This window comes from Streptomyces pratensis (assembly GCF_016804005.1).
GTDB classification, from domain to species: Bacteria; Actinomycetota; Actinomycetes; order Streptomycetales; family Streptomycetaceae; genus Streptomyces; species Streptomyces pratensis_A.
Map to the genome: position 1 here is coordinate 1,181,731 of NZ_CP051486.1, position 18,336 is coordinate 1,200,066.

Below are 18,336 nucleotides of genomic sequence, written 5' to 3' on the forward strand. Positions count from 1 at the left end.
TGTGCGAGATCTCGTCTACGGAAGCCGGTGTGGCGTTTCGCTGTCAGAAGCGGCCGCCTCCGCCCCGCCGACCGCGGGTCCCCCCGCCGCCGAAGCTGCCGGGGCCACCGCCGAAACCACCGCCGAAACCGCCTCCGGAACCACCGAATCCGCCGCCGAACCCCCCTCCTGGACCGCCCCGTCCGCCGCCGAGCAGCCCACCGAGGATGATGCCGCCCAGCACCGCGCCGCCCGCCCCGCCTCCGCCGCGCGGGCCGCCGAAGCCGCTCCGGTCCTGGTAGCCGCGTACGTCCTGCTCGGCGAGGCTCCGCGCCTGCGCGGCCAGGGCGTCCGCCTGCTGCGCCTCGGCCAGCGCGCCCTGGGGGTCGTCCCCTTCGGAGAGATCCCCGGCTCTCTCCCACCGCCGCTGGGCCTCCGCGAGCCGGGTGCGCGCCTGGCTGCCCACCGCGCCGCGATTGGTGGAGATGTAGTCGGCGGCGGCGCCGATCGCCGCCCGCGCGGTGAGCATGGCCTGCTCGAGCAGCGAACGCGCCCTCCGGCTGCCGTGCTCCTGCTCACGGGCTCCGGCCAGCGCCTCGTCCAGCGCCGCGTCGGCCTCCTCCACCCTGCGCAGTGCGTCGACGGGGTCGTACGGTCCGGAGCCGAGCTCCCCCCTCACATCGCCGACCACCGCCTCGGCGCGGGCCACCCTGCCCCGCAGATCCGCGGTCGGTACACCCTCCGGAGTGCCGTCGAGCAGCCCTCTGGCGTCGGCCAGGTCCGTCTCCGCCTCGGTGAGCGCGCCGGGCAGCCTGGCCGCGGCCTCGGCCAGCTCACCGGACCGCCGGTCGACCGCGTCCACGAGGGTGGAGATCTGCTTGATCGCCCCTTCGGCAGCGCGGACGTACACCGCGGCCCGTGCGTTGTCGCCGCTGTCCACGGCCTGACGTGCCTGGCCGATGGCGGAGGCGGTGAAGACCAGCCGGTCCTTGGCCTGTTCGATGTCGCCGGCCGAGGGGGCGGCAGCCGACTCGGCGTACCGTTCCCGCATCGCGCCGAGGGCCGTCTCCGAGGCGGAGACGCGTCCGGCCAGGCCGCGATACGTCGACTCGGCGGTGGCCACCGCCTGCGGGGCGGTCTGCTCGAGGGCGCGCAGCCGGTCGAAGTCCTCCGCCATCGCGTCGAGGCGCCCGTTGGCGTCCGCGCAACGGGTGATGATCTCGTCGAGCATGCGCCGCCGTGTCGTGTCGTCCTCGGGAACGGCGTCGTCCAGCTGCTGCCTCAGCCGGAACGCAGCGGTCAGTTCGTCCTTCGCATGCCGGACGGCCTCGGCGAACGGAGCCGAGGCCTCGTCGCCGAACTGTGCCGTGGCGAAACCGAGTTCCTCCTCGCTGGTGCGCACGGAATCGTCCGTGTCGACCAGGTCCCCCTTCGCCCGCGCGTCGAGTTCCGGCAGCGGCACCCGTGGTTCCGCGGCCGCTCCCGCCTCACTGCCCCAGCCGCCGGCCGCCGGCGTCGTCCGGGTCCTCGCGCGCCGCCTGCGGCGGGTGAAGGCGAAGGCCGCGACGGCGACGGCGGCGACGAGCACCGCCACGGGCACGATCAGGTTGGCCGAGGCGCCGCTGTCCGCGGCGCCCCCGGGGTCCGCGGGGCCCGGGGTGATGGCGGGGGCCGGGACCGGGGCGCCGTCGAGCACCGCGGAATAGCCGTCGGCGGCGCCGATCGCCGCCCCCGCCCAGTCGTTCTGCCGGAGTGCGGGCTCGATCGCCGTGTTCGCCACGTCCAGGAGCTGGGCGTCGGTGAGGCGTGACCCCTGGTCGACGGAGTAGGCGTACTGCCGGTCGTGCGTGGCCACCGCCAGCAGCACGTCCTCCTGGCCCAGACCGTTGCGGTTCGCGGTCTCGTCGGTCCAGGTCTGGGCGTCGCGGCCGGAGAAGTCGCGTACGTACACCACGAAAAGCTGCACCTGCTGTTTCTCGAACAAGAGATCGAGAGCGGCTTCGGTCTGTGGCTTGCGGTCGCCGAGAGCTTCCACCTGGTCGGTGACCTGGCCGTCCCGGGACAGGGGCACGGGGTCTGCGGCCCGGGCGTCCGGGGTGCCCGGCAGGGCGATCCAGAGCGCCGCTGCCAGGGCGGCGATGAGGGCCCTGCAGGGTATCGAAGGCCGGGACGTCCCGGTACGGCTCGCAGGCGGCGTCACATTTGGGAGGCTATGTCCGCCCACAGCCGCCCGCGACCCGACGCGTTCCTGCCCTGCCCGGCACCTTCCGGGACGGCCCGGGGGCCGACCCGTTCCGGTGCGGCCCGAGGTCCGGCGCGTTCGTGCCCGGCCCGGCGCGTTCCGGTGCGGCCCGAGGCGTGTCCGCGAACGGGCCGGGCGAGGGCGGTCAGATGCTGAAGCGCTCTCCGGCGAGCAGCGGGCGCACCCGCGACCGGAAGCCACCCGTCCGGAACGGCCTCTGCAGCAGCCCGGGCCTCAGGGCCTGTGCCAGCGCCGCCGTGATCATGCCCTGGTCGAGCGCCAGCATGAAGTCGCTGACCCGGCCGGTGTCCACGTTGACCGAGTCCCGGAAGCCGTAGCCCTCGTGGTACGCCCCGAAGTCGCGGTCCAGTGCCCGCAGGTTGGCCACCGCCTCGCGGTGCGCGTACGGCAGGGCGAGGAACGAGGCGTGCGGGGTGACGACCCCGTTGGTGAACGCCGACGGGTCCGGCAGCGGCGCACCGTCCGTGGTGTGCGTGCGGTCGGTGTTGGACGCGTACCCGTCGACCTGCATGCCCAGGGCGTCGACGCCGTACTCCTGATAGCCGCCCTCGGGGACGTTCGCGGGCGAGAAGCCCCAGTACCCGTACTCCGCCTCCCGCAGCCCGTGCTCGATGTGGCTGCGGACGTAGCGCTGATGGTTGCGGCCCCAGGACCGCGGCGACCACTCCGGCTCGGGGACGAACAGCGGCACCATCAGTGCCTCGAACATCGAGCCGCCCCAGGTGGGGACGACCTTCCGCCCACCATGGGTGTAGTGCCCCTGCCAGACCCGTACGCCGTCCGTCACGGTGTACTCGCCCTGCGGGTGCTGCTCCTGCTCGTGCTCGGGGAGCATCGTGCGCAGCAGGTGCCAGTAGTGCTCGGGCGGCAGGGAGCCGTCCGCGATACCGAGGTAACTGGCCATGCGGGGCTCGGTGTTCAGAGCGCCGTAGTGATGTGCGGTGGGCTCTTCGGTATCGGTCCAGAAACCGCCGCGCAGCTGCCCGGGGCCGGCCACGGGGTCGGACGGGTCGTACGGCGTGTAGTAGTACGACCAGTCGGCGGTGGCGAGGATCCGCCCGATGCGCGGGCGGAGCGACGGCGCGGCGTCGGCGGCGATCCGCAGCCCGGTGACCAGCCAGGCGTTGTCCACCGCCCCGCGCGCCGCCCGCCGGGCATTCCGCTCTTTGCCGAATAATAGACAGGCTGCCTTGCAAGATGTCCTGCCCATCTTTAGCGTGGTGAACATGTCCGGAATCTCCGAGAACCCCGAGAACGCGTCGCCGCGGCCGCCCGCCGACCCGACCGCCGAGCGAGTGGCGACGGATCTCGCGGCCGTGGTCGGCCTGCTGCTCAGGCGGCTGCGGAGTTCATCGGCGGACAGTCTGCTCACCCCCTCCCAGCGCTCTGTCCTCGCCCGGCTCCACGACGGCGGGCCCGCCACCACGGCGGCGCTGGCCCGCGCCGAGCTCGTACGGCCCCAGTCGATGCGGCTGACCCTCGGAGCGCTGGAGAGCCAGGGTTTCGTCACCCGCGCTCCCGATCCGGCGGACGGCCGCAAGTCGGTCGTGTCGGTCACCGAGGAGGGAAGCACCGTCCTGGCAGGGGTGCGGGCCGCGAAGCGGAGCTGGCTGGCCGAGTCGATCGCCGCCGAACTCGACGGGGCCGAGCGCCGTACGCTCGCCGAAGCCGTCGAGCTCATGGGCCGTCTGGTCGACAAGTGACCCGGCGCGGGACGGACCTGACCACGGGCGTGCCGGTGGAGGGACCCCGGCCCGCCCCGGCCGTGGAACCCGTTCCCCCGGCCGTGGAACCCGTTCCCCCGGCCGTGGAACCCGTTCCAGGGTTCGGCGCACGGCTCACCGCACCGCTGCTGATGGGCTCCCTGCTCAACCCGCTGAACACCACGATGATCTCCACCGCCCTGGTGTCCATCGGGCACTCCTTCGGCGTCGGGGCCGCCGACACCGCCTGGCTGATCTCCGTCCTCTACCTCGCCAGCGCCGTCGCCCAGCCGGTTCTCGGCAAGCTCGCCGACACCGTCGGCCCGCGCCGGGTCCTGCTGGCCGGCCTCGTCGTCGTGACGGCGTCCGGGCTGGTCGGCGCACTGGCCACCGGTTTCGGCATGCTGATCGTCTCCCGCCTGCTTCTCGGCGTCGGCACGTCGGCCGCCTACCCGGCAGCCATGGCTGTCCTGCGCGACGAGTCGCGGCGGATCGGCCGGCCGACCCCGCGGCCCGTGCTCGCCAGGCTCTCCTTCGCCGCCCTGGGCAGCGCCGCCGTCGGCCCCGCACTCGGCGGGATCCTCGTGTCGGCCGTCGGCTGGCGCGGCATCTTCGCCGTCAACGTGCCGGTCGCGCTGCTCGCCCTCGGCGCCGCGCTGCTCTGGGTCCCGGGGGACCCGCCGCGCGACCGGGACGCCGACGGGACCACGCCGAAGCCGTCCCTGGACCCGCTGGGCGCAGGCCTGTTCACCGCCGCCCTGACGGTGCTGGTCTTCTTCCTGCTCGACCTCGCCCACCCGCAGTGGTGGCTGCTCGCTCCCTTCGCCGTACTGGCGGCCGTCCTGGTCCGGTGGCAGCTGCGCACTCCGCAGCCCTTCATGGACATCCGGATGCTGGCGGGCAACGGCCCCCTCCTGCGTACGTACGTACGCCACGGGCTCAGCTACCTGCTGATCTACTGCGTCATGTACGGCTACACGCAGTGGCTCGAGGAGGTCCGAGGCTTCTCCTCGGGCCACACCGGGCTGCTCATGCTGCCGATGTCGGTCACCGCGCTCGTCTGTTCGCTGCTCGGAGCCCGGACCAAGGGCCTGCGCGGTCCACTGGCCCTGGCCTGTCTGATGCTCACCGTCGGCGCCGGCATCCTGGCCTTCCTCGCCGGCGACACGCCGCTCGCGGTCCTGCTGCTCGCCGGAGCCTGCTTCGGCGCCCCGCAGGGACTCATCGGTACGAGCAACCAGGCGGCCGTCCAGGCCTATGCGCCCCCCGAGACCATCGGTGCCGCCGCCGGGTTCCAGCGCACCGCCCAGTACATCGGGGCCATCACAGCGGCCGGCCTGATCGCCGTCGCCTACGCCGACGCGGCGAGCGACGCGGGGCTGCACCTCATGGCGGCGGTCTCCGTCGTCCTGGCCGCTCTGCTGGCCGTCCTCACCCTCACCGACCGCGCCCTGCGCGCACGCACCTGACCCACCACCCGCGCCCGCACCGCGTCCCGGTGCGAGCGCACCGGATCCGCAGCACATCAAGGAGTACGCACATGACCGCCACCGTCCTGGACCCCCGGACCGCCCTCGTCGTCGTCGACCTGCAGAAGGGCATCGTCGAGCTCCCGACGGCCCACCCGGCCGACGGCGTCGTCGCCAACTCGGCGGCCCTCGCCGACGCCTTCCGCGCCAAAGGCCTCCCGGTCTTCCTGGTCCGCGTGACAGGCGGTGCCCCCGGCCGCAACGAGAGCCGCGTCCCGTCCGCCGCGCCCGCCGCCGACTGGGCCGACATCGTGCCCGCGCTCGGCCCGCGGGACGGCGACACCGTCGTCACCAAGCAGCAGTGGGGCGCCTTCCACGGCACGGCGCTCGACCTCGAACTGCGCCGCCGCGGCGTCACCCAGGTCGTGCTCACCGGCATCGCCACCAGCATCGGCGTCGAGTCCACCGCCCGCGCCGCACACGAGCACGGTTACCACGTCACCGTCGTCACGGACGCGGTCACCGACATGGACGCCGAGGCCCACCGCAACAGCGTCGAGAAGATCTTCCCGAGGCTCGGCGAGACCGGCACCACCGCCGCGATCGCCGAACTGCTCGGCTGACCGTCCACCGGGCCGGGACCGGGGCCGCACGGGTGACTTCTGCGGCCCCACCGGCCACGTATGCCTCCGCCCGCGCGTGCAGGTGCGTTCAGTGGATCAGCGAATCAGTCTGATCAACTGCAAATGCCACCAGAACGCATCATCCGGTCCATTCCGGTACGGGGTGGGCCGGGCCGGCCCCGGAGGTATCAGCCATGGCCCACGTCGGCGTCCCACGCGGGACGGCCCGAAAGCGCCGCTCGGTCGCGCTCCTGGCGACAGGTGTGCTCACGATCCCGGTGCTGGCGGGCTGCACCTCGGACAGCGACGGCCCCACTTCGGTGGCCGTCCCACAGGACATCGCCCCGGCCTCCCGGGACCAGGTGACCGAGGGCTCCACCCTCACGTGGGCGATCGACGCGGTCCCCGCGACCCTCAACGCCTTCCAGGCCGATGCCGACACCTCGACCGCACGGATCACCGGGGCCCTGCTGCCCACCCTCTTCCCCATGGACGCGCGGGGGGAGCCGAGGCTGAACCCCGACTACCTGGAGTCGGCGAAGGTCATCGAGCAGGAGCCCAAGCAGGTGGTGCTCTACAAGCTCAACCAGCAGGCCGTGTGGAGCGACGGGAGGGAGATCGGCGCTCCCGACTTCGTCGCCCAGTGGCGCGCCCTGAGCGGCAAGGACTCGGCCTTCTGGACCGCGCGCAACGCGGGATACGAGCGGATCGAGAAGATCGAACGCGGCAAGGACGACCTCCAGGTCCGCGTCACCTTCTCCAAGCCGTACGCCGACTGGCGCTCGCTCTTCTCGCCGCTGTACCCGAAGGAGATCACCGGTTCCCCCGGCACCTTCAACGACGGTGCCAGGGTCACCCTCAAGAACACCGCCGGACCGTTCCGGCTGCGCAGCGTGAGCAAGGGGGAGGGGACGGTCGTGCTCGACCGGAACCCGCGCTGGTGGGGCGACGAGGCCAAGCTCGAATCCCTCGTCTTCCGCGCCGTCGAGCACGGGAAACGCACCGACGCGCTGACCGAGGGGACGGTGGACGTCGCCGACATCGACGCGGCGACGGCGAACAGCATCGCCCTCGCGGCCCGCTACCGGGGAGGGAGCGGCGCGCCGCCCGCCCACGGGCCGGGAGCCGACACCACCCCTGCCTCAGCCCTGCGGTCCTGGGCGCTGGCCCACGGTTCCGACGAGGAGGCGGCCGAGACGGCGCAGGCCGCCCGCGAGAAGAGCCGGGAAGCCGTCGCCGCGTACGCCGCCGAGCAGAAATCGCTGCGCGGTTTCGCCGTACGCAAGTCCCTGGAGCCCGCCTACACGCAGCTCGCGCTGAACGGCGAGTCCGGGCCCCTCTCCGACGACCGGGTACGCCGCGCGGTCGCCCGCACGCTGGACCGGCAGGCGCTCGCCGACACCGTACTGAAGCCGCTCGGCCTGCCCGCGAAGCCGCCCGGCAGTCACCTCGCCCTGGCGGGGCAGCCGGCGTACAAGGACGGCAGCGGCGCGCTCGGTGAGCAGGACACCAAGGAGGCGCAGGCGCTGCTGGCCGACGCGGGATGGACCCCGGGCGGTGCCGTCCGCAGGACCGAGGACACCGAGGCGGGCAGCGAGGCCGAGAAGAAGGCGGGCAGCGAGGCCGAGGACAAGGCGGGCACGGAGGAGAAGGCCGGGAAGGCGGACGAGGAGAAGACGGGGAAGGCGGCTGAAGACAAGGAGGACAAGGGGGACAAGGAGGGCAAGGCCTCCCGCGACGAGGGGACGTACGTCGTCGGCGACGAGAAGCCGGGTGACGGTCCGGCCGGTGAGGCCGAGGTCACCGCTCAGGACAAGCAGCCCGGCGGCGCCGCGGGTGCCTACGCCCCCGCGGGGACCGCGGCGCCGGCCCCCGCCTCGGTCAAGGACCGCCTCGGCAAGGGCGGCAAGCCGCTGAGCCTCCGCTTCGTCCTGCCCTCGGGCCCCGGATCGCAGTCGCTGCGCACCGTCGGGGAGAAGATCGTCGAGATGCTGGACGCAGTCGGTATCAGCACGCAGGTCACCGAGGTCGACGACGACAGCTACTTCAAGGACCACATCGCCTCCGGCGACTACGACCTGGCGCTGTACTCCTGGCCCGCCACCGCCTACCCGGCGACCGACGGCCGCCCCATCTTCGCCAAGCCGGAGCCCGCCACCGACGGTTCGCTGCTCGTCGAGCAGAACTACACCCGGGTCGGTTCGGACCACATCGACCAGCTCTTCGACCGCGCGGTCGCCGAGCTCGACGCCAACGCGTCGAGGGACCTGCTGAAGCAGGCCGACGCCCGGATCTGGGCCGCCGCAGGATCGATTCCGCTGTATCAGAGGCCTCAGCTGGTCGCCGTCGACAAGAAGCTGGCGAACATCGGCGCCTTCGGCTTCGCCGCACCCCGCTACGAGGACATCGGATTCACCGGGCGAGAAGCGGCAGGTTCCCCCGCGAATCGTAAGAAGTAGCAGGTCAAAGCCATATTAGAAGCTCAGATGCAGCTCAAGTCCCTTGCCCGCCGGAGCCCCCGGCGGGCAAGGTGGTGTCCGCCCTGACCCGGGCTGCTCGTCCTCTCACACCCCTTGCCGTCCAGCTCTTCACCGGCTGGATGATGACGTAATACCGGCTGAATATCGGCTGAATTGTGGCTGTAGTCCTGTCCTGCGGATCGGGCCGGGAAGCCCCGGACCCATCGGGCCCGTACCATTGGACTAGCCGTGGCGTGCCGCCCGGCGGGCGTACGAGGACTCGAGACCGACTGAGACGCCTGATCCCACGATCCGAGAGAAGCGCAAGCCACCCATGCCCACGCGCCACGACATCCGTAACGTAGCCATTGTCGCCCACGTCGACCACGGCAAGACCACGCTGGTCGACGCCATGCTCAAGCAGGCGGGCGCCTTCGCCGCCCACGCCGCCGAGAACCTCGACGAACGCATGATGGACTCGAACGACCTGGAGCGTGAGAAGGGCATCACGATCCTCGCCAAGAACACGGCGGTGAAGTATCACCCCAAGGACGGCGGGGACCCGATCACGATCAACATCATCGACACCCCCGGCCACGCCGACTTCGGCGGCGAGGTCGAGCGCGGTCTGTCGATGGTGGACGCGGTCGTTCTTCTGGTCGACGCCTCCGAGGGCCCGCTCCCGCAGACCCGCTTCGTCCTGCGCAAGGCCCTGACCGCCAAGCTGCCGGTCATCCTCTGCATCAACAAGACGGACCGCCCGGACTCCCGGATCGCCGAGGTCATCGACGAGACCTACGACCTCTTCCTGGACCTGGACGCCGACGAGGACCAGATCGAGTTCCCGATCGTCTACGCCTGCGCCCGTGACGGCGTCGCGTCGCTGACCAAGCCCGAGGACGGCACCGTCCCGGCGGACAGCGACAGCCTGGAGCCGTTCTTCTCCACCATCCTCTCCACGGTCCCGGCCCCGGAGTACGACGAGGCCGCCCCGCTGCAGGCCCACGTCACCAACCTGGACGCCGACAACTTCCTCGGCCGTATCGCGCTGTGCCGCGTCGAGCAGGGCGAGCTGCGCAAGGGCCAGACGGTCGCGTGGATCAAGCGCGACGGCACGATGGCCAACGTGCGCATCACCGAGCTCCTGATGACGGAGGCGCTCACCCGCAAGCCGGCCGAGAAGGCGGGCCCGGGTGACATCTGCGCGATCGCCGGTATCCCGGACATCATGATCGGCGAGACCCTTGCCGACCCCGAGAACCCGATCGCGCTGCCGCTGATCACGGTCGACGAGCCGGCCATCTCGATGACCATCGGTGCGAACACCTCGCCGCTCGTCGGCAAGGGCGGCAAGGGCCACAAGGTCACCGCGCGCCAGATCAAGGACCGCCTCGACCGCGAGCTCATCGGTAACGTCTCGCTCCGCGTCCTGGACACCGAGCGCCCGGACGCCTGGGAGGTCCAGGGCCGTGGTGAGCTCGCGCTGGCCATCCTGGTCGAGCAGATGCGGCGTGAGGGCTTCGAGCTGACCGTCGGCAAGCCCGAGGTCGTCACCAAGCAGGTCGACGGCAAGACGCACGAGCCGATCGAGCGCATGACGATCGACTCGCCGGAGGAGCACCTCGGCGCCATCACGCAGCTGATGGCGACCCGCAAGGGCCGCATGGAGACGATGACGAACCACGGTTCGGGCTGGGTCCGCATGGAGTGGATCGTCCCGTCCCGCGGCCTCATCGGCTTCCGTACGGAGTTCCTGACCCAGACCCGCGGCACGGGTATCGCGCACTCGCTCTTCGAGGGCCACGAGCCGTGGTTCGGCGACCTGCGCACCCGTCACAACGGCTCCCTGGTCGCGGACCGCGCGGGCACGGTGACACCGTTCGCGATGGTCAACCTCCAGGAGCGCGGTGTCATCTTCACCGAGGCCGGCACCGAGGTCTACGAGGGCATGATCATCGGCGAGAACTCCCGCGCCGACGACATGGACGTGAACATCACCAAGGAGAAGAAGCTCACCAACATGCGTGCGGCGTCCGCGGACACCACGGAGAACGTGGTTCCCGCCCGCAAGCTGTCGCTGGAGCAGTCCCTGGAGTTCTGCCGCGACGACGAGTGCATCGAGGTGACCCCGGAGACCGTGCGCATCCGCAAGGTCGTCCTGGACCAGAAGCAGCGCGGCCGCACGGCCTCGCGCGCGAAGAACGGCTGACCCTGACCCCGGGTTCGTCCGCCGTGGGCCGACGAACCGTCAGCACGAGCCACTGACACGAGGCCCGGACCCCCGCAGACACTGTGGGGGTCCGGGCCTTTCGTCAACCCGTTTTCCTGACCGAGGTGTCCGGATATCGTGCGTCGCTCTCCGGAACATGTGTTAACGGTCCGTTTCGGGGGTGTCTGTCTGGGATCACTTTGTCCGGATTTCGGGCAACCATGGCTTCTCGATGTTGTCAAACCGAGACCCTTTAAGTGTGGTTTACAGCCCGGTGTTACTTAATAGTTGGCTCCATTGAGCTCGGGTCAATGGGTCGGCGCACTGTGGGGAGTGCGGACTCACGAGCACACTCGGGGCACTGAAACGATCGCCGTCAGGGGTGTCGGTGGATCTCTCCAGTGCCCCTCTTGTAGTCAAAAGTGGACTCATGAGGAGGAAACCCATGCGTGGTGCCAAGAGCGCCAAGTGGGTCGCGGGAGCGGCAATCATCGCCCTGGCCGCGACTGCCTGTGGCGGCGGAGACAGTGACAGCGACTCGGCTTCGAAGGAGAAGGGCAAGCCCGAGGGCTATGTGTCCATCGACGTCGGTGAGCCGCAGAAGCCGCTGATCCCTGCGGACACCAACGAGACGCTCGGCAGCTACGTCATCCAGTCGCTCTTCACCCAGCTGCTCGACTTCGACGCGGACGGCAACATCGTCTACACGAACGCCGAGTCCGTGGAGACGACCGACTCCAAGACGTGGACCGTCAAGCTCAAGCCCGGCTGGAAGTTCCACGACGGCACTCCCGTCACGTCCGAGTCGTACATCAAGGCGTGGAACTGGTACGCCAACGTCAAGAACGCCCAGCAGAACGCGTTCTGGTTCGAGGACATCAAGGGCTACGCGGACGTCCACCCCGAGAAGGGTGACCCGAAGGGCACGGAGATGTCCGGCCTGAAGGCCGTCGACGACACCACCTTCACCATCGAGCTCAGCCAGGCCGTCCCGTACTTCGAGTACAAGCTCGGCTACGCGACCTTCGCGCCGCTGCCCGAGGTGTTCTACAAGGACACCAAGGCGTTCGGTCAGGCCCCGGTCGGCAACGGTCCCTACGTCTTCGAGAAGTGGGACCACAAGAAGCTCATCCAGGTCAAGGCCAACCCGGACTACCAGGGTCCGAACAAGGCCAAGAACAAGGGTGTCCTGTTCAAGAACTACGCGACCGTCGAGGCCGCGTACCAGGACCTCCTCTCCGGCAACCTGGACATGATCCGCCAGGTCGGCCCGAAGGACCTCCCGAAGTACAAGTCGGACCTCGGCGACCGCGTGATCGACGAGCCGTACGCGGCGATCCAGTCGCTCGTCCCGACCTTCTACTCGAAGACCTTCAAGGACATCGACCCGAAGGTCCTCCAGGGCCTGTCGATGGGCATCGACCGCGACACGATCACCAAGACCGTGCTCAACAACACCCGTAAGCCCGCCACGAGCTTCACGCCTCCGGGTGTCGCCGGCAACCAGCAGCTGGACACCGACGTCTTCAAGTTCGACCCGGCCAAGGCGAAGCAGCTCGTCACCGAGGGCGGCGGCGTTCCGGAGAACAAGATCTGGATCCAGTACAACGCCGACGGTGGCCACAAGGAGTGGGTGACCGCGGTCTGCGAGTCCATCCGCAACTCCACCGGGGTCGACTGCGTCCCGGACGCCAAGCCGGACTTCCAGACCGACCTGGAGGCGCGTGACAACGACCAGGTCAAGTCGATGTACCGCGGTGGCTGGGTGGCCGACTACCCGCTGAACGTCAACTTCATGCGGGAGCTCTACGGCACCACCGCCGAGGCCAACAACGGCCGGTTCTCCGACAAGGAGGTCGACGCGGCCTTCAAGAAGGGCGACAACGCCAAGACCCTGGACGAGTCGATCAAGGCTTACCAGGAGGCCGAGAAGCTCGTCCTGACGAAGATGCCGGCGATCCCGCTCTGGGAGTACAAGACCAACGGTGGCTACTCCAAGGCTGTCGACAACGTGACGATCGACTTCCACGGTGACTACAACATCACCGAAGTCACCGTCGCCAAGTAACACACGCCTGAGGGCCCCCACTCGGCCATCAGCCGCCCACACCAGGCAGTAGGTCCCGGGGGGCCGCTCTCCGTATCCGGAGGGCGGCCCCTGGGCTGCTTTATCCCTATCGGAGGCAAACATGGGGCGTTACGTCGCGCGGCGACTGCTCCAGATGATCCCGGTCTTCCTCGGATCAACCTTGCTGGTCTTCTCCATGATGTATGTGCTGCCCGGCGACCCCGTGCGCGCACTCGCCGGTGAACAGACCGTCGACCCGCAGCAGATCGCGGCTATGAAGAAGGAGCTCGGGCTCGACCTGCCGCTCTGGCATCAGTACTGGAACTACCTGGCCGGCTTGTTCCAGGGAGACTTCGGTACCGAGATCGCCAGCGGCCGGCCGGTGGCCGAGACCATCGCCGACTCGTTCCCGATCACGATCCGGCTGGCCCTGTTTGCCTTCGTCTTCACGGTTCTCGTCGGTATCTCCATGGGCGTCTTCGCCGGCCTGAAGGCCGACACCCTCCGCGACCGTGGACTGCTCATCCTGACGCTCCTGCTCATCTCGGTGCCGTCGTTCGTGCTCGGCTTCCTCGCCCAGTACTTCTTCGCCCACCAGCTCGGCTGGGTCGATCCCAACGTGAGCATGGAAGCGAACTGGAACGAACTGATCCTGCCCGCGGTCGTCCTCGGTTCGCTGTCACTCGCCTACGTCGCCCGGCTGACCCGCACCTCGGTCGCGGAGAACCTGCGTTCCGACTACATGCGCACCGCCGTGGCCAAGGGACTGCCGCGACGCCGCATCGTCGGTGTCCACCTCATGCGCAACTCGATGATCCCCGTGGTCACCTTCCTCGGAACCGACCTGGGAGCCCTGCTCGGCGGCGCGGTCGTCACCGAGGGCATCTTCAACGTCCAGGGCGTCGGCCGGGCCGTGTTCGGTGCGCTGCAGCACCGCGAGGGCGCCACGGTCGTCGGCATCGTGACGCTGATCATCATCGTCTATCTCGTCACCAGTCTGCTCGTCGACCTGCTTTACGCGGTCCTGGACCCGAGGATCCGTTATGCCTGAGGCGCTCAAGGAAACCGCCGCCGAGAAGCCCGCGGAGCCGGCGGCCGCACCCGCACCCGCCGCAGCCGTCGGCAAGCCCCGCAGCCTGTGGTCGGACGCGTGGCACGACCTGCGGCGCAGCCCGCTGTTCGTCGTCTCGGCCTTCCTCATCGTCTTCCTCCTGGTGATGGCGTTCTTCCCCGGCCTGTTCACCGGTGCCGACCCCCGCTACGCAGACCTGGCCAACCACTACCTCCAGAAGCCCAAGTGGGGGAACTTCTTCCAGGAGGACTGGTTCGGCTACGACATCCAGGGGCGTTCGATCTACGCGCGTGTCGTCTACGGCGCCCGGGCCTCGATCACCGTCGCCGTCGTCGTCACCGCCCTCGTCACGATCCTGGGCACCGTCGTCGGCATGCTCGCCGGCTACTTCGGCGGCTGGGTCGACGCGATCCTGTCCCGGATCACCGACATCTTCTTCGGCGTGCCCCTCATCCTCGGCGCGATGGTCATCCTGACCTCGTTCGAGGAGCGCAAGATCTGGGTCGTCGTCCTGGCACTGGCCTTCCTCGGCTGGACCCAGATCGCCCGTGTCGCACGCGGCTCCGTCCTGACCATCAAGCAGGCGGACTACGTGATGGCGGCCAAGGCGCTCGGTGCCTCGACCACCCGCATCCTGCTCCGGCACATCCTGCCCAACGCGATCGCCCCGGTGATCGTCGTCGCGACCATCGCGCTCGGCGGCTACATCTCGGCCGAGGCCACCCTGTCCTTCCTGGGCATCGGCCTCGCCGAACCGACCGTGTCGTGGGGTGTCGACATCTCCTCCGGCCAGGAGCAGCTGCGCAACGCCGCGTTCGTGCTGATCATCCCGTCGGTCATGGTGTCCATCACCGTTCTGGCGTTCATCATGCTCGGCGATGCGGTACGCAACGCCCTCGACCCCAAGCTGCGCTGAGGGAGGCGTACATGACCATCATCGACAAGACGGCGGATGTCCCCGCTCCGCGCGGGTCGCACGACGAGAGCGGCCCGCTGCTCGAAGTCCGCGATCTGCACGTGGAGTTCCACACCCGCGACGGCATCGCTAAGGCCGTCAACGGAGTCAACTACAGCGTCAGCGCGGGCGAGACCCTCGCCGTGCTCGGCGAGTCCGGCTCCGGCAAGTCCGTGACCGCCCAGGCGGTCATGGGTATCCTGGACATGCCCCCGGGCCGCATCCCCAAGGGTGAGATCTTCTTCCGGGGCCAGGACATGCTCAAGATGTCCAACGAGGAGCGCCGGCAGATCCGCGGCCAGAAGATCGCCATGATCTTCCAGGACGCGCTCTCCTCGCTGAACCCGGTCCTCTCCGTGGGCTACCAGCTCGGCGAGATGTTCCGCGTGCACCAGGGCCTCTCCAAGAAGGACGCCAAGGCCAAGGCCATCGCGCTGATGGACCGCGTGCGCATCCCGGCGGCCAAGGAGCGGGTCAACGACTACCCGCACATGTTCTCCGGCGGTATGCGCCAGCGCATCATGATCGCGATGGCGCTGGCCCTGGAGCCCGACCTGATCATCGCGGACGAGCCCACCACGGCGCTCGACGTGACGGTCCAGGCGCAGGTCATGGACCTGCTCGCGGAGCTCCAGCGCGACTTCAACATGGGCCTGATCCTCATCACGCACGACCTGGGTGTCGTCGCCGACGTCGCCGACAAGATCGCCGTGATGTACGCGGGCCGGATCGTCGAGACCGCGCCGGTCCACGAGATCTACAAGCGCCCGGCGCACCCGTACACCAAGGGCCTGCTGGAGTCGATCCCGCGCCTGGACCAGAAGGGACAGGAGCTCTACGCGATCAAGGGCCTGCCGCCCAACCTGCTGCACGTGCCGTCCGGCTGCGCCTTCAACCCGCGCTGCACGATGGCGCAGGACATCTGCCGTACCGAGGTCCCGGCACTGCGCCCGGTGACCGAGCAGGACGGTACCGAGCTGGTCGGCCGCGGCAGCGCCTGCCACTTCTGGAAGGAGACGATCCATGGCTGAGCTCGACAAGGAGTCCGTGGACGCCACCCCGAACGTCACCGAAGTGGCGACGGTCAACGCGGCCACCGAGTCGGAGGCCGTGGCCGCCCTGGAGGCGCCGGTCTCGCAGGGCGAGCCGATCCTCCAGGTCCGCAACCTGGTCAAGCACTTCCCGCTGACCCAGGGCATCCTGTTCAAGAAGCAGGTCGGCGCGGTCAAGGCCGTCGACGGCATCTCGTTCGACCTCTATCAGGGCGAGACGCTCGGCATCGTGGGCGAGTCCGGCTGTGGCAAGTCCACGGTCGCCAAGCTCCTGATGACCCTGGAGCGGGCCACCGCCGGTGAGGTCTTCTACAAGGGCCAGGACATCACCAAGCTGTCCGGCCGTGCGCTGAAGGCCGTGCGCCGCAACATCCAGATGGTGTTCCAGGACCCGTACACCTCGCTGAACCCGCGCATGACGGTCGGCGACATCATCGGGGAGACCTTCGAGATCCACCCCGAGGCGGCCCCGAAGGGCGAGCGCCGCCGCAAGGTGCAGGACCTGCTCGACGTCGTCGGTCTGAACCCGGAGTACATCAACCGGTACCCGCACCAGTTCTCGGGCGGTCAGCGCCAGCGCATCGGGATCGCCCGCGGCCTCGCGCTCAACCCCGAGATCATCATCTGCGACGAGCCGGTCTCCGCGCTCGACGTGTCCGTCCAGGCCCAGGTCATCAACCTGATGGAGAAGCTCCAGGACGAGTTCGACCTCTCCTACCTCTTCATCGCGCACGACCTGTCGATCGTCCGGCACATCTCGGACCGGGTCGGAGTCATGTACCTCGGCAAGATGGCCGAGATCGGCACGGACACGCAGATCTACGACCACCCGACGCACCCCTACACCCAGGCGCTGCTGTCGGCGGTCCCGGTCCCGGACCCGGACGCCCGTGCGGGCCGCGAGCGGATCATCCTCTCCGGTGACGTCCCGTCGCCGGCGAACCCGCCGTCGGGCTGCCGCTTCCGTACGCGGTGCTGGAAGGCGCAGGACAAGTGCGCCACCGAGGTGCCGCTGCTGGCGATCCCCGAGCGCTTCAAGGCCTCGGACACGCCCGCCGCGCACGAGTCGGCGTGCCACTTCGCCGAGGAGAAGGACGTCGTGCACGCGGCGTAGCACGCGTGCCGCGTCTCGAGGCGTCCCGTCTGTGAGGGTGCTCGGCTCATGTGTGTGAGCCGAGCACCCTTGTGCGTTGTGCCGTCAGGCACCCTGGGTGCCGCGGAGGAGCCTCCCCGGAGGCGCGGCGGGGTGGTGCCGGAGCGGGCAGTCCGAGCGGCCACCGCCCCCGCAGGCGCGTCGACGCCTGCCCCTGCGGAGCAGCAGGATGCCGGCACGGCCGCCCATGCCACATATGTGGGCCACGCTGTCAATGGTTCGGAGTGGAAAAACTTTCTCTTCTTGGGGTCTTGTCTCGGTGTGAGGTGCATTTTTATACTGAGTGCATGGGGAAGCTAACTGATGTGCGGCGGTCCGGGGGGCCGAGGGGCGGGCCTGGGCGGCAACGGTCGGTTATTTCCCCGGCCCTCTTCTCGTTTTCTTTGGGAAAAGATGCCGCGCTCCTTCCTCTGACCCCTGCAATAACCGAGCCCTTTCATGGTCTACAGGTAAGAAATCATGAAAGAATTGGTCGCTGGGAGCCTGTGCCGGCTGTTCCGCCCACACTGGCGGAGACGAGGAACCTTCTTGAGGTCTACGGAAGGTCCTGGCTCGGTGGTGCATCCGTGGACACTGCCATAGCCGTCGTCTTGGACGACGAGTGGGAGTTGGCGGGTGCGGCCAATCTCCGTGTGGACCATCAACAGCGGGCGGCGGAGTTCGGCTGCTGGCTGGATCCGTTCTTCGAGGGCAGAGGCCTTGCGCGCCGGTCGTTCGTGGCGCTGGTCGACCATGCGTTCAACGGCCTTCGGCTGGACCGCGTGACGACGCGTGCCACCGCCGACAACGAGCGGAGCCGTGCCATGATCGAGAAGCTTGGTTTCGTTCAGGAGGGTGTGCACCGCAAGGCGGTTTATTTCGCTGACGGGCGGCGCGACGAAATATCGTACGCAATTCTGTCCCAGGAATGGGCCGGTGGGGCCGGTGTTTCCGCAGACGGATTGTCCGTTCTTGGTGCGGAAAAGTATCCTTGACAGACAAGGTGCCCATGTTAAATTGCTCTCAAGATCCAGTCGGTTCATGACTGGGCGTAATTTCGGAGGAGCACGCTCATGGGTGTTGCCGCACTTCTTCTTCCTGCTGCTGAGGAAGCGGAATCTTCTGACCTCGACCTCGACCTCGATATTCAGTTCACGATAACGGGCGACCCGGACGCGCAGGGGCGGCCCGTCGGTGCGTGGACGTATGGCAGCTGCGGCTGCACCGGTGCCACCGGGACCTCGTGCGGATTCACTGAGGCCTGCAACCCCCTGTGTTGCTGATGCAGCCTCCAGCGGATGATCGGCATTCCGCCTGATCGGACGCTGGCGTAGCAGGTGCATTGCCGCGCC

General features: G+C 69.1%; 12 protein-coding genes and 1 pseudogene. 11 read left to right on the forward strand and 2 right to left on the reverse strand.

Annotated features, from left to right (window positions below):
* Nucleotides 1-43 precede the first annotated feature (43 nt).
* Nucleotides 44-2,179, reverse strand: a complete 2,136-nt coding sequence (locus HED23_RS05325) for a TPM domain-containing protein (protein ID WP_203182267.1) — start codon at nucleotides 2,177-2,179, stop codon at nucleotides 44-46.
* Nucleotides 2,180-2,366: 187 nt separating this feature from the next.
* Nucleotides 2,367-3,377: pseudogene (locus HED23_RS05330) on the reverse strand (glucoamylase family protein); the annotation flags it as partial.
* Nucleotides 3,378-3,468: 91 nt separating this feature from the next.
* Between HED23_RS05330 and HED23_RS05335 the strand changes: the two are divergent.
* From HED23_RS05335 to HED23_RS05385, 11 genes are all read left to right on the forward strand, one after another.
* Entirely contained in the window at nucleotides 3,469-3,945 is a 477-nt protein-coding gene (locus HED23_RS05335) for a MarR family winged helix-turn-helix transcriptional regulator (RefSeq protein WP_203182268.1), read from the forward strand.
* Entirely contained in the window at nucleotides 3,942-5,414 is a 1,473-nt protein-coding gene (locus tag HED23_RS05340; protein ID WP_420803020.1) for an MFS transporter, read from the forward strand. Before HED23_RS05335 ends, HED23_RS05340 begins: the two co-directional genes overlap by 4 nt.
* 71 nt (nucleotides 5,415-5,485) lie before the next feature.
* Nucleotides 5,486-6,037 carry an isochorismatase family protein gene (locus HED23_RS05345; protein WP_203182269.1) on the forward strand — a complete coding sequence of 184 codons (552 nt, stop codon included), beginning with the start codon at nucleotides 5,486-5,488 and terminating at the stop codon, nucleotides 6,035-6,037.
* Nucleotides 6,038-6,231: 194 nt separating this feature from the next.
* Nucleotides 6,232-8,496, forward strand: coding sequence for an ABC transporter family substrate-binding protein (locus HED23_RS05350; protein WP_203182270.1), 2,265 nt, complete (start codon nucleotides 6,232-6,234; stop codon nucleotides 8,494-8,496).
* 334 nt (nucleotides 8,497-8,830) lie between these two features.
* Nucleotides 8,831-10,705 carry a translational GTPase TypA gene (gene typA, locus HED23_RS05355; protein ID WP_203182271.1) on the forward strand — a complete coding sequence of 625 codons (1,875 nt, stop codon included), beginning with the start codon at nucleotides 8,831-8,833 and terminating at the stop codon, nucleotides 10,703-10,705.
* Nucleotides 10,706-11,150: 445 nt separating this feature from the next.
* On the forward strand, nucleotides 11,151-12,773 hold the full coding sequence (locus HED23_RS05360) for a peptide ABC transporter substrate-binding protein (RefSeq protein ID WP_203182272.1): 1,623 nt from the start codon (nucleotides 11,151-11,153) through the stop codon (nucleotides 12,771-12,773).
* Nucleotides 12,774-12,894: 121 nt separating this feature from the next.
* Nucleotides 12,895-13,824 (forward strand): ABC transporter permease, encoded by a 930-nt coding sequence (locus tag HED23_RS05365; RefSeq protein WP_203182273.1) that lies wholly within the window; start codon nucleotides 12,895-12,897, stop codon nucleotides 13,822-13,824.
* On the forward strand, nucleotides 13,817-14,761 hold the full coding sequence (locus tag HED23_RS05370) for an ABC transporter permease (RefSeq protein WP_203182274.1): 945 nt from the start codon (nucleotides 13,817-13,819) through the stop codon (nucleotides 14,759-14,761). The genes HED23_RS05365 and HED23_RS05370 overlap by 8 nt, the downstream gene beginning before the upstream one ends.
* Before the next feature lie 11 nt (nucleotides 14,762-14,772).
* Nucleotides 14,773-15,831, forward strand: coding sequence for an ABC transporter ATP-binding protein (locus tag HED23_RS05375; RefSeq protein ID WP_203182275.1), 1,059 nt, complete (start codon nucleotides 14,773-14,775; stop codon nucleotides 15,829-15,831).
* Nucleotides 15,824-16,966 carry an ABC transporter ATP-binding protein gene (locus tag HED23_RS05380; RefSeq protein ID WP_203182276.1) on the forward strand — a complete coding sequence of 381 codons (1,143 nt, stop codon included), beginning with the start codon at nucleotides 15,824-15,826 and terminating at the stop codon, nucleotides 16,964-16,966. The genes HED23_RS05375 and HED23_RS05380 overlap by 8 nt, the downstream gene beginning before the upstream one ends.
* Nucleotides 16,967-17,292: 326 nt before the next feature.
* On the forward strand, nucleotides 17,293-17,979 hold the full coding sequence (locus HED23_RS05385) for a GNAT family N-acetyltransferase (protein ID WP_203182277.1): 687 nt from the start codon (nucleotides 17,293-17,295) through the stop codon (nucleotides 17,977-17,979).
* The last annotated feature ends 357 nt before the right edge of the window (nucleotides 17,980-18,336 follow it).

What these genes read in the sequence shown, in the direction of transcription:
- HED23_RS05335 (WP_203182268.1), top strand. Translation starts at nt 3,469, where the DNA reads ATGTCCGGAATCTCCGAGAACCCCGAGAACGCGTCGCCGCGGCCGCCC.
- HED23_RS05345 (WP_203182269.1), top strand. Translation starts at nt 5,486, where the DNA reads ATGACCGCCACCGTCCTGGACCCCCGGACCGCCCTCGTCGTCGTCGAC.
- HED23_RS05350 (WP_203182270.1), top strand. Translation starts at nt 6,232, where the DNA reads ATGGCCCACGTCGGCGTCCCACGCGGGACGGCCCGAAAGCGCCGCTCG.
- typA (WP_203182271.1), top strand. Translation starts at nt 8,831, where the DNA reads ATGCCCACGCGCCACGACATCCGTAACGTAGCCATTGTCGCCCACGTC.
- HED23_RS05360 (WP_203182272.1), top strand. Translation starts at nt 11,151, where the DNA reads ATGCGTGGTGCCAAGAGCGCCAAGTGGGTCGCGGGAGCGGCAATCATC.
- HED23_RS05365 (WP_203182273.1), top strand. Translation starts at nt 12,895, where the DNA reads ATGGGGCGTTACGTCGCGCGGCGACTGCTCCAGATGATCCCGGTCTTC.
- HED23_RS05370 (WP_203182274.1), top strand. Translation starts at nt 13,817, where the DNA reads ATGCCTGAGGCGCTCAAGGAAACCGCCGCCGAGAAGCCCGCGGAGCCG.
- HED23_RS05375 (WP_203182275.1), top strand. Translation starts at nt 14,773, where the DNA reads ATGACCATCATCGACAAGACGGCGGATGTCCCCGCTCCGCGCGGGTCG.
- HED23_RS05380 (WP_203182276.1), top strand. Translation starts at nt 15,824, where the DNA reads ATGGCTGAGCTCGACAAGGAGTCCGTGGACGCCACCCCGAACGTCACC.
- HED23_RS05385 (WP_203182277.1), top strand. Translation starts at nt 17,293, where the DNA reads ATGGGGAAGCTAACTGATGTGCGGCGGTCCGGGGGGCCGAGGGGCGGG.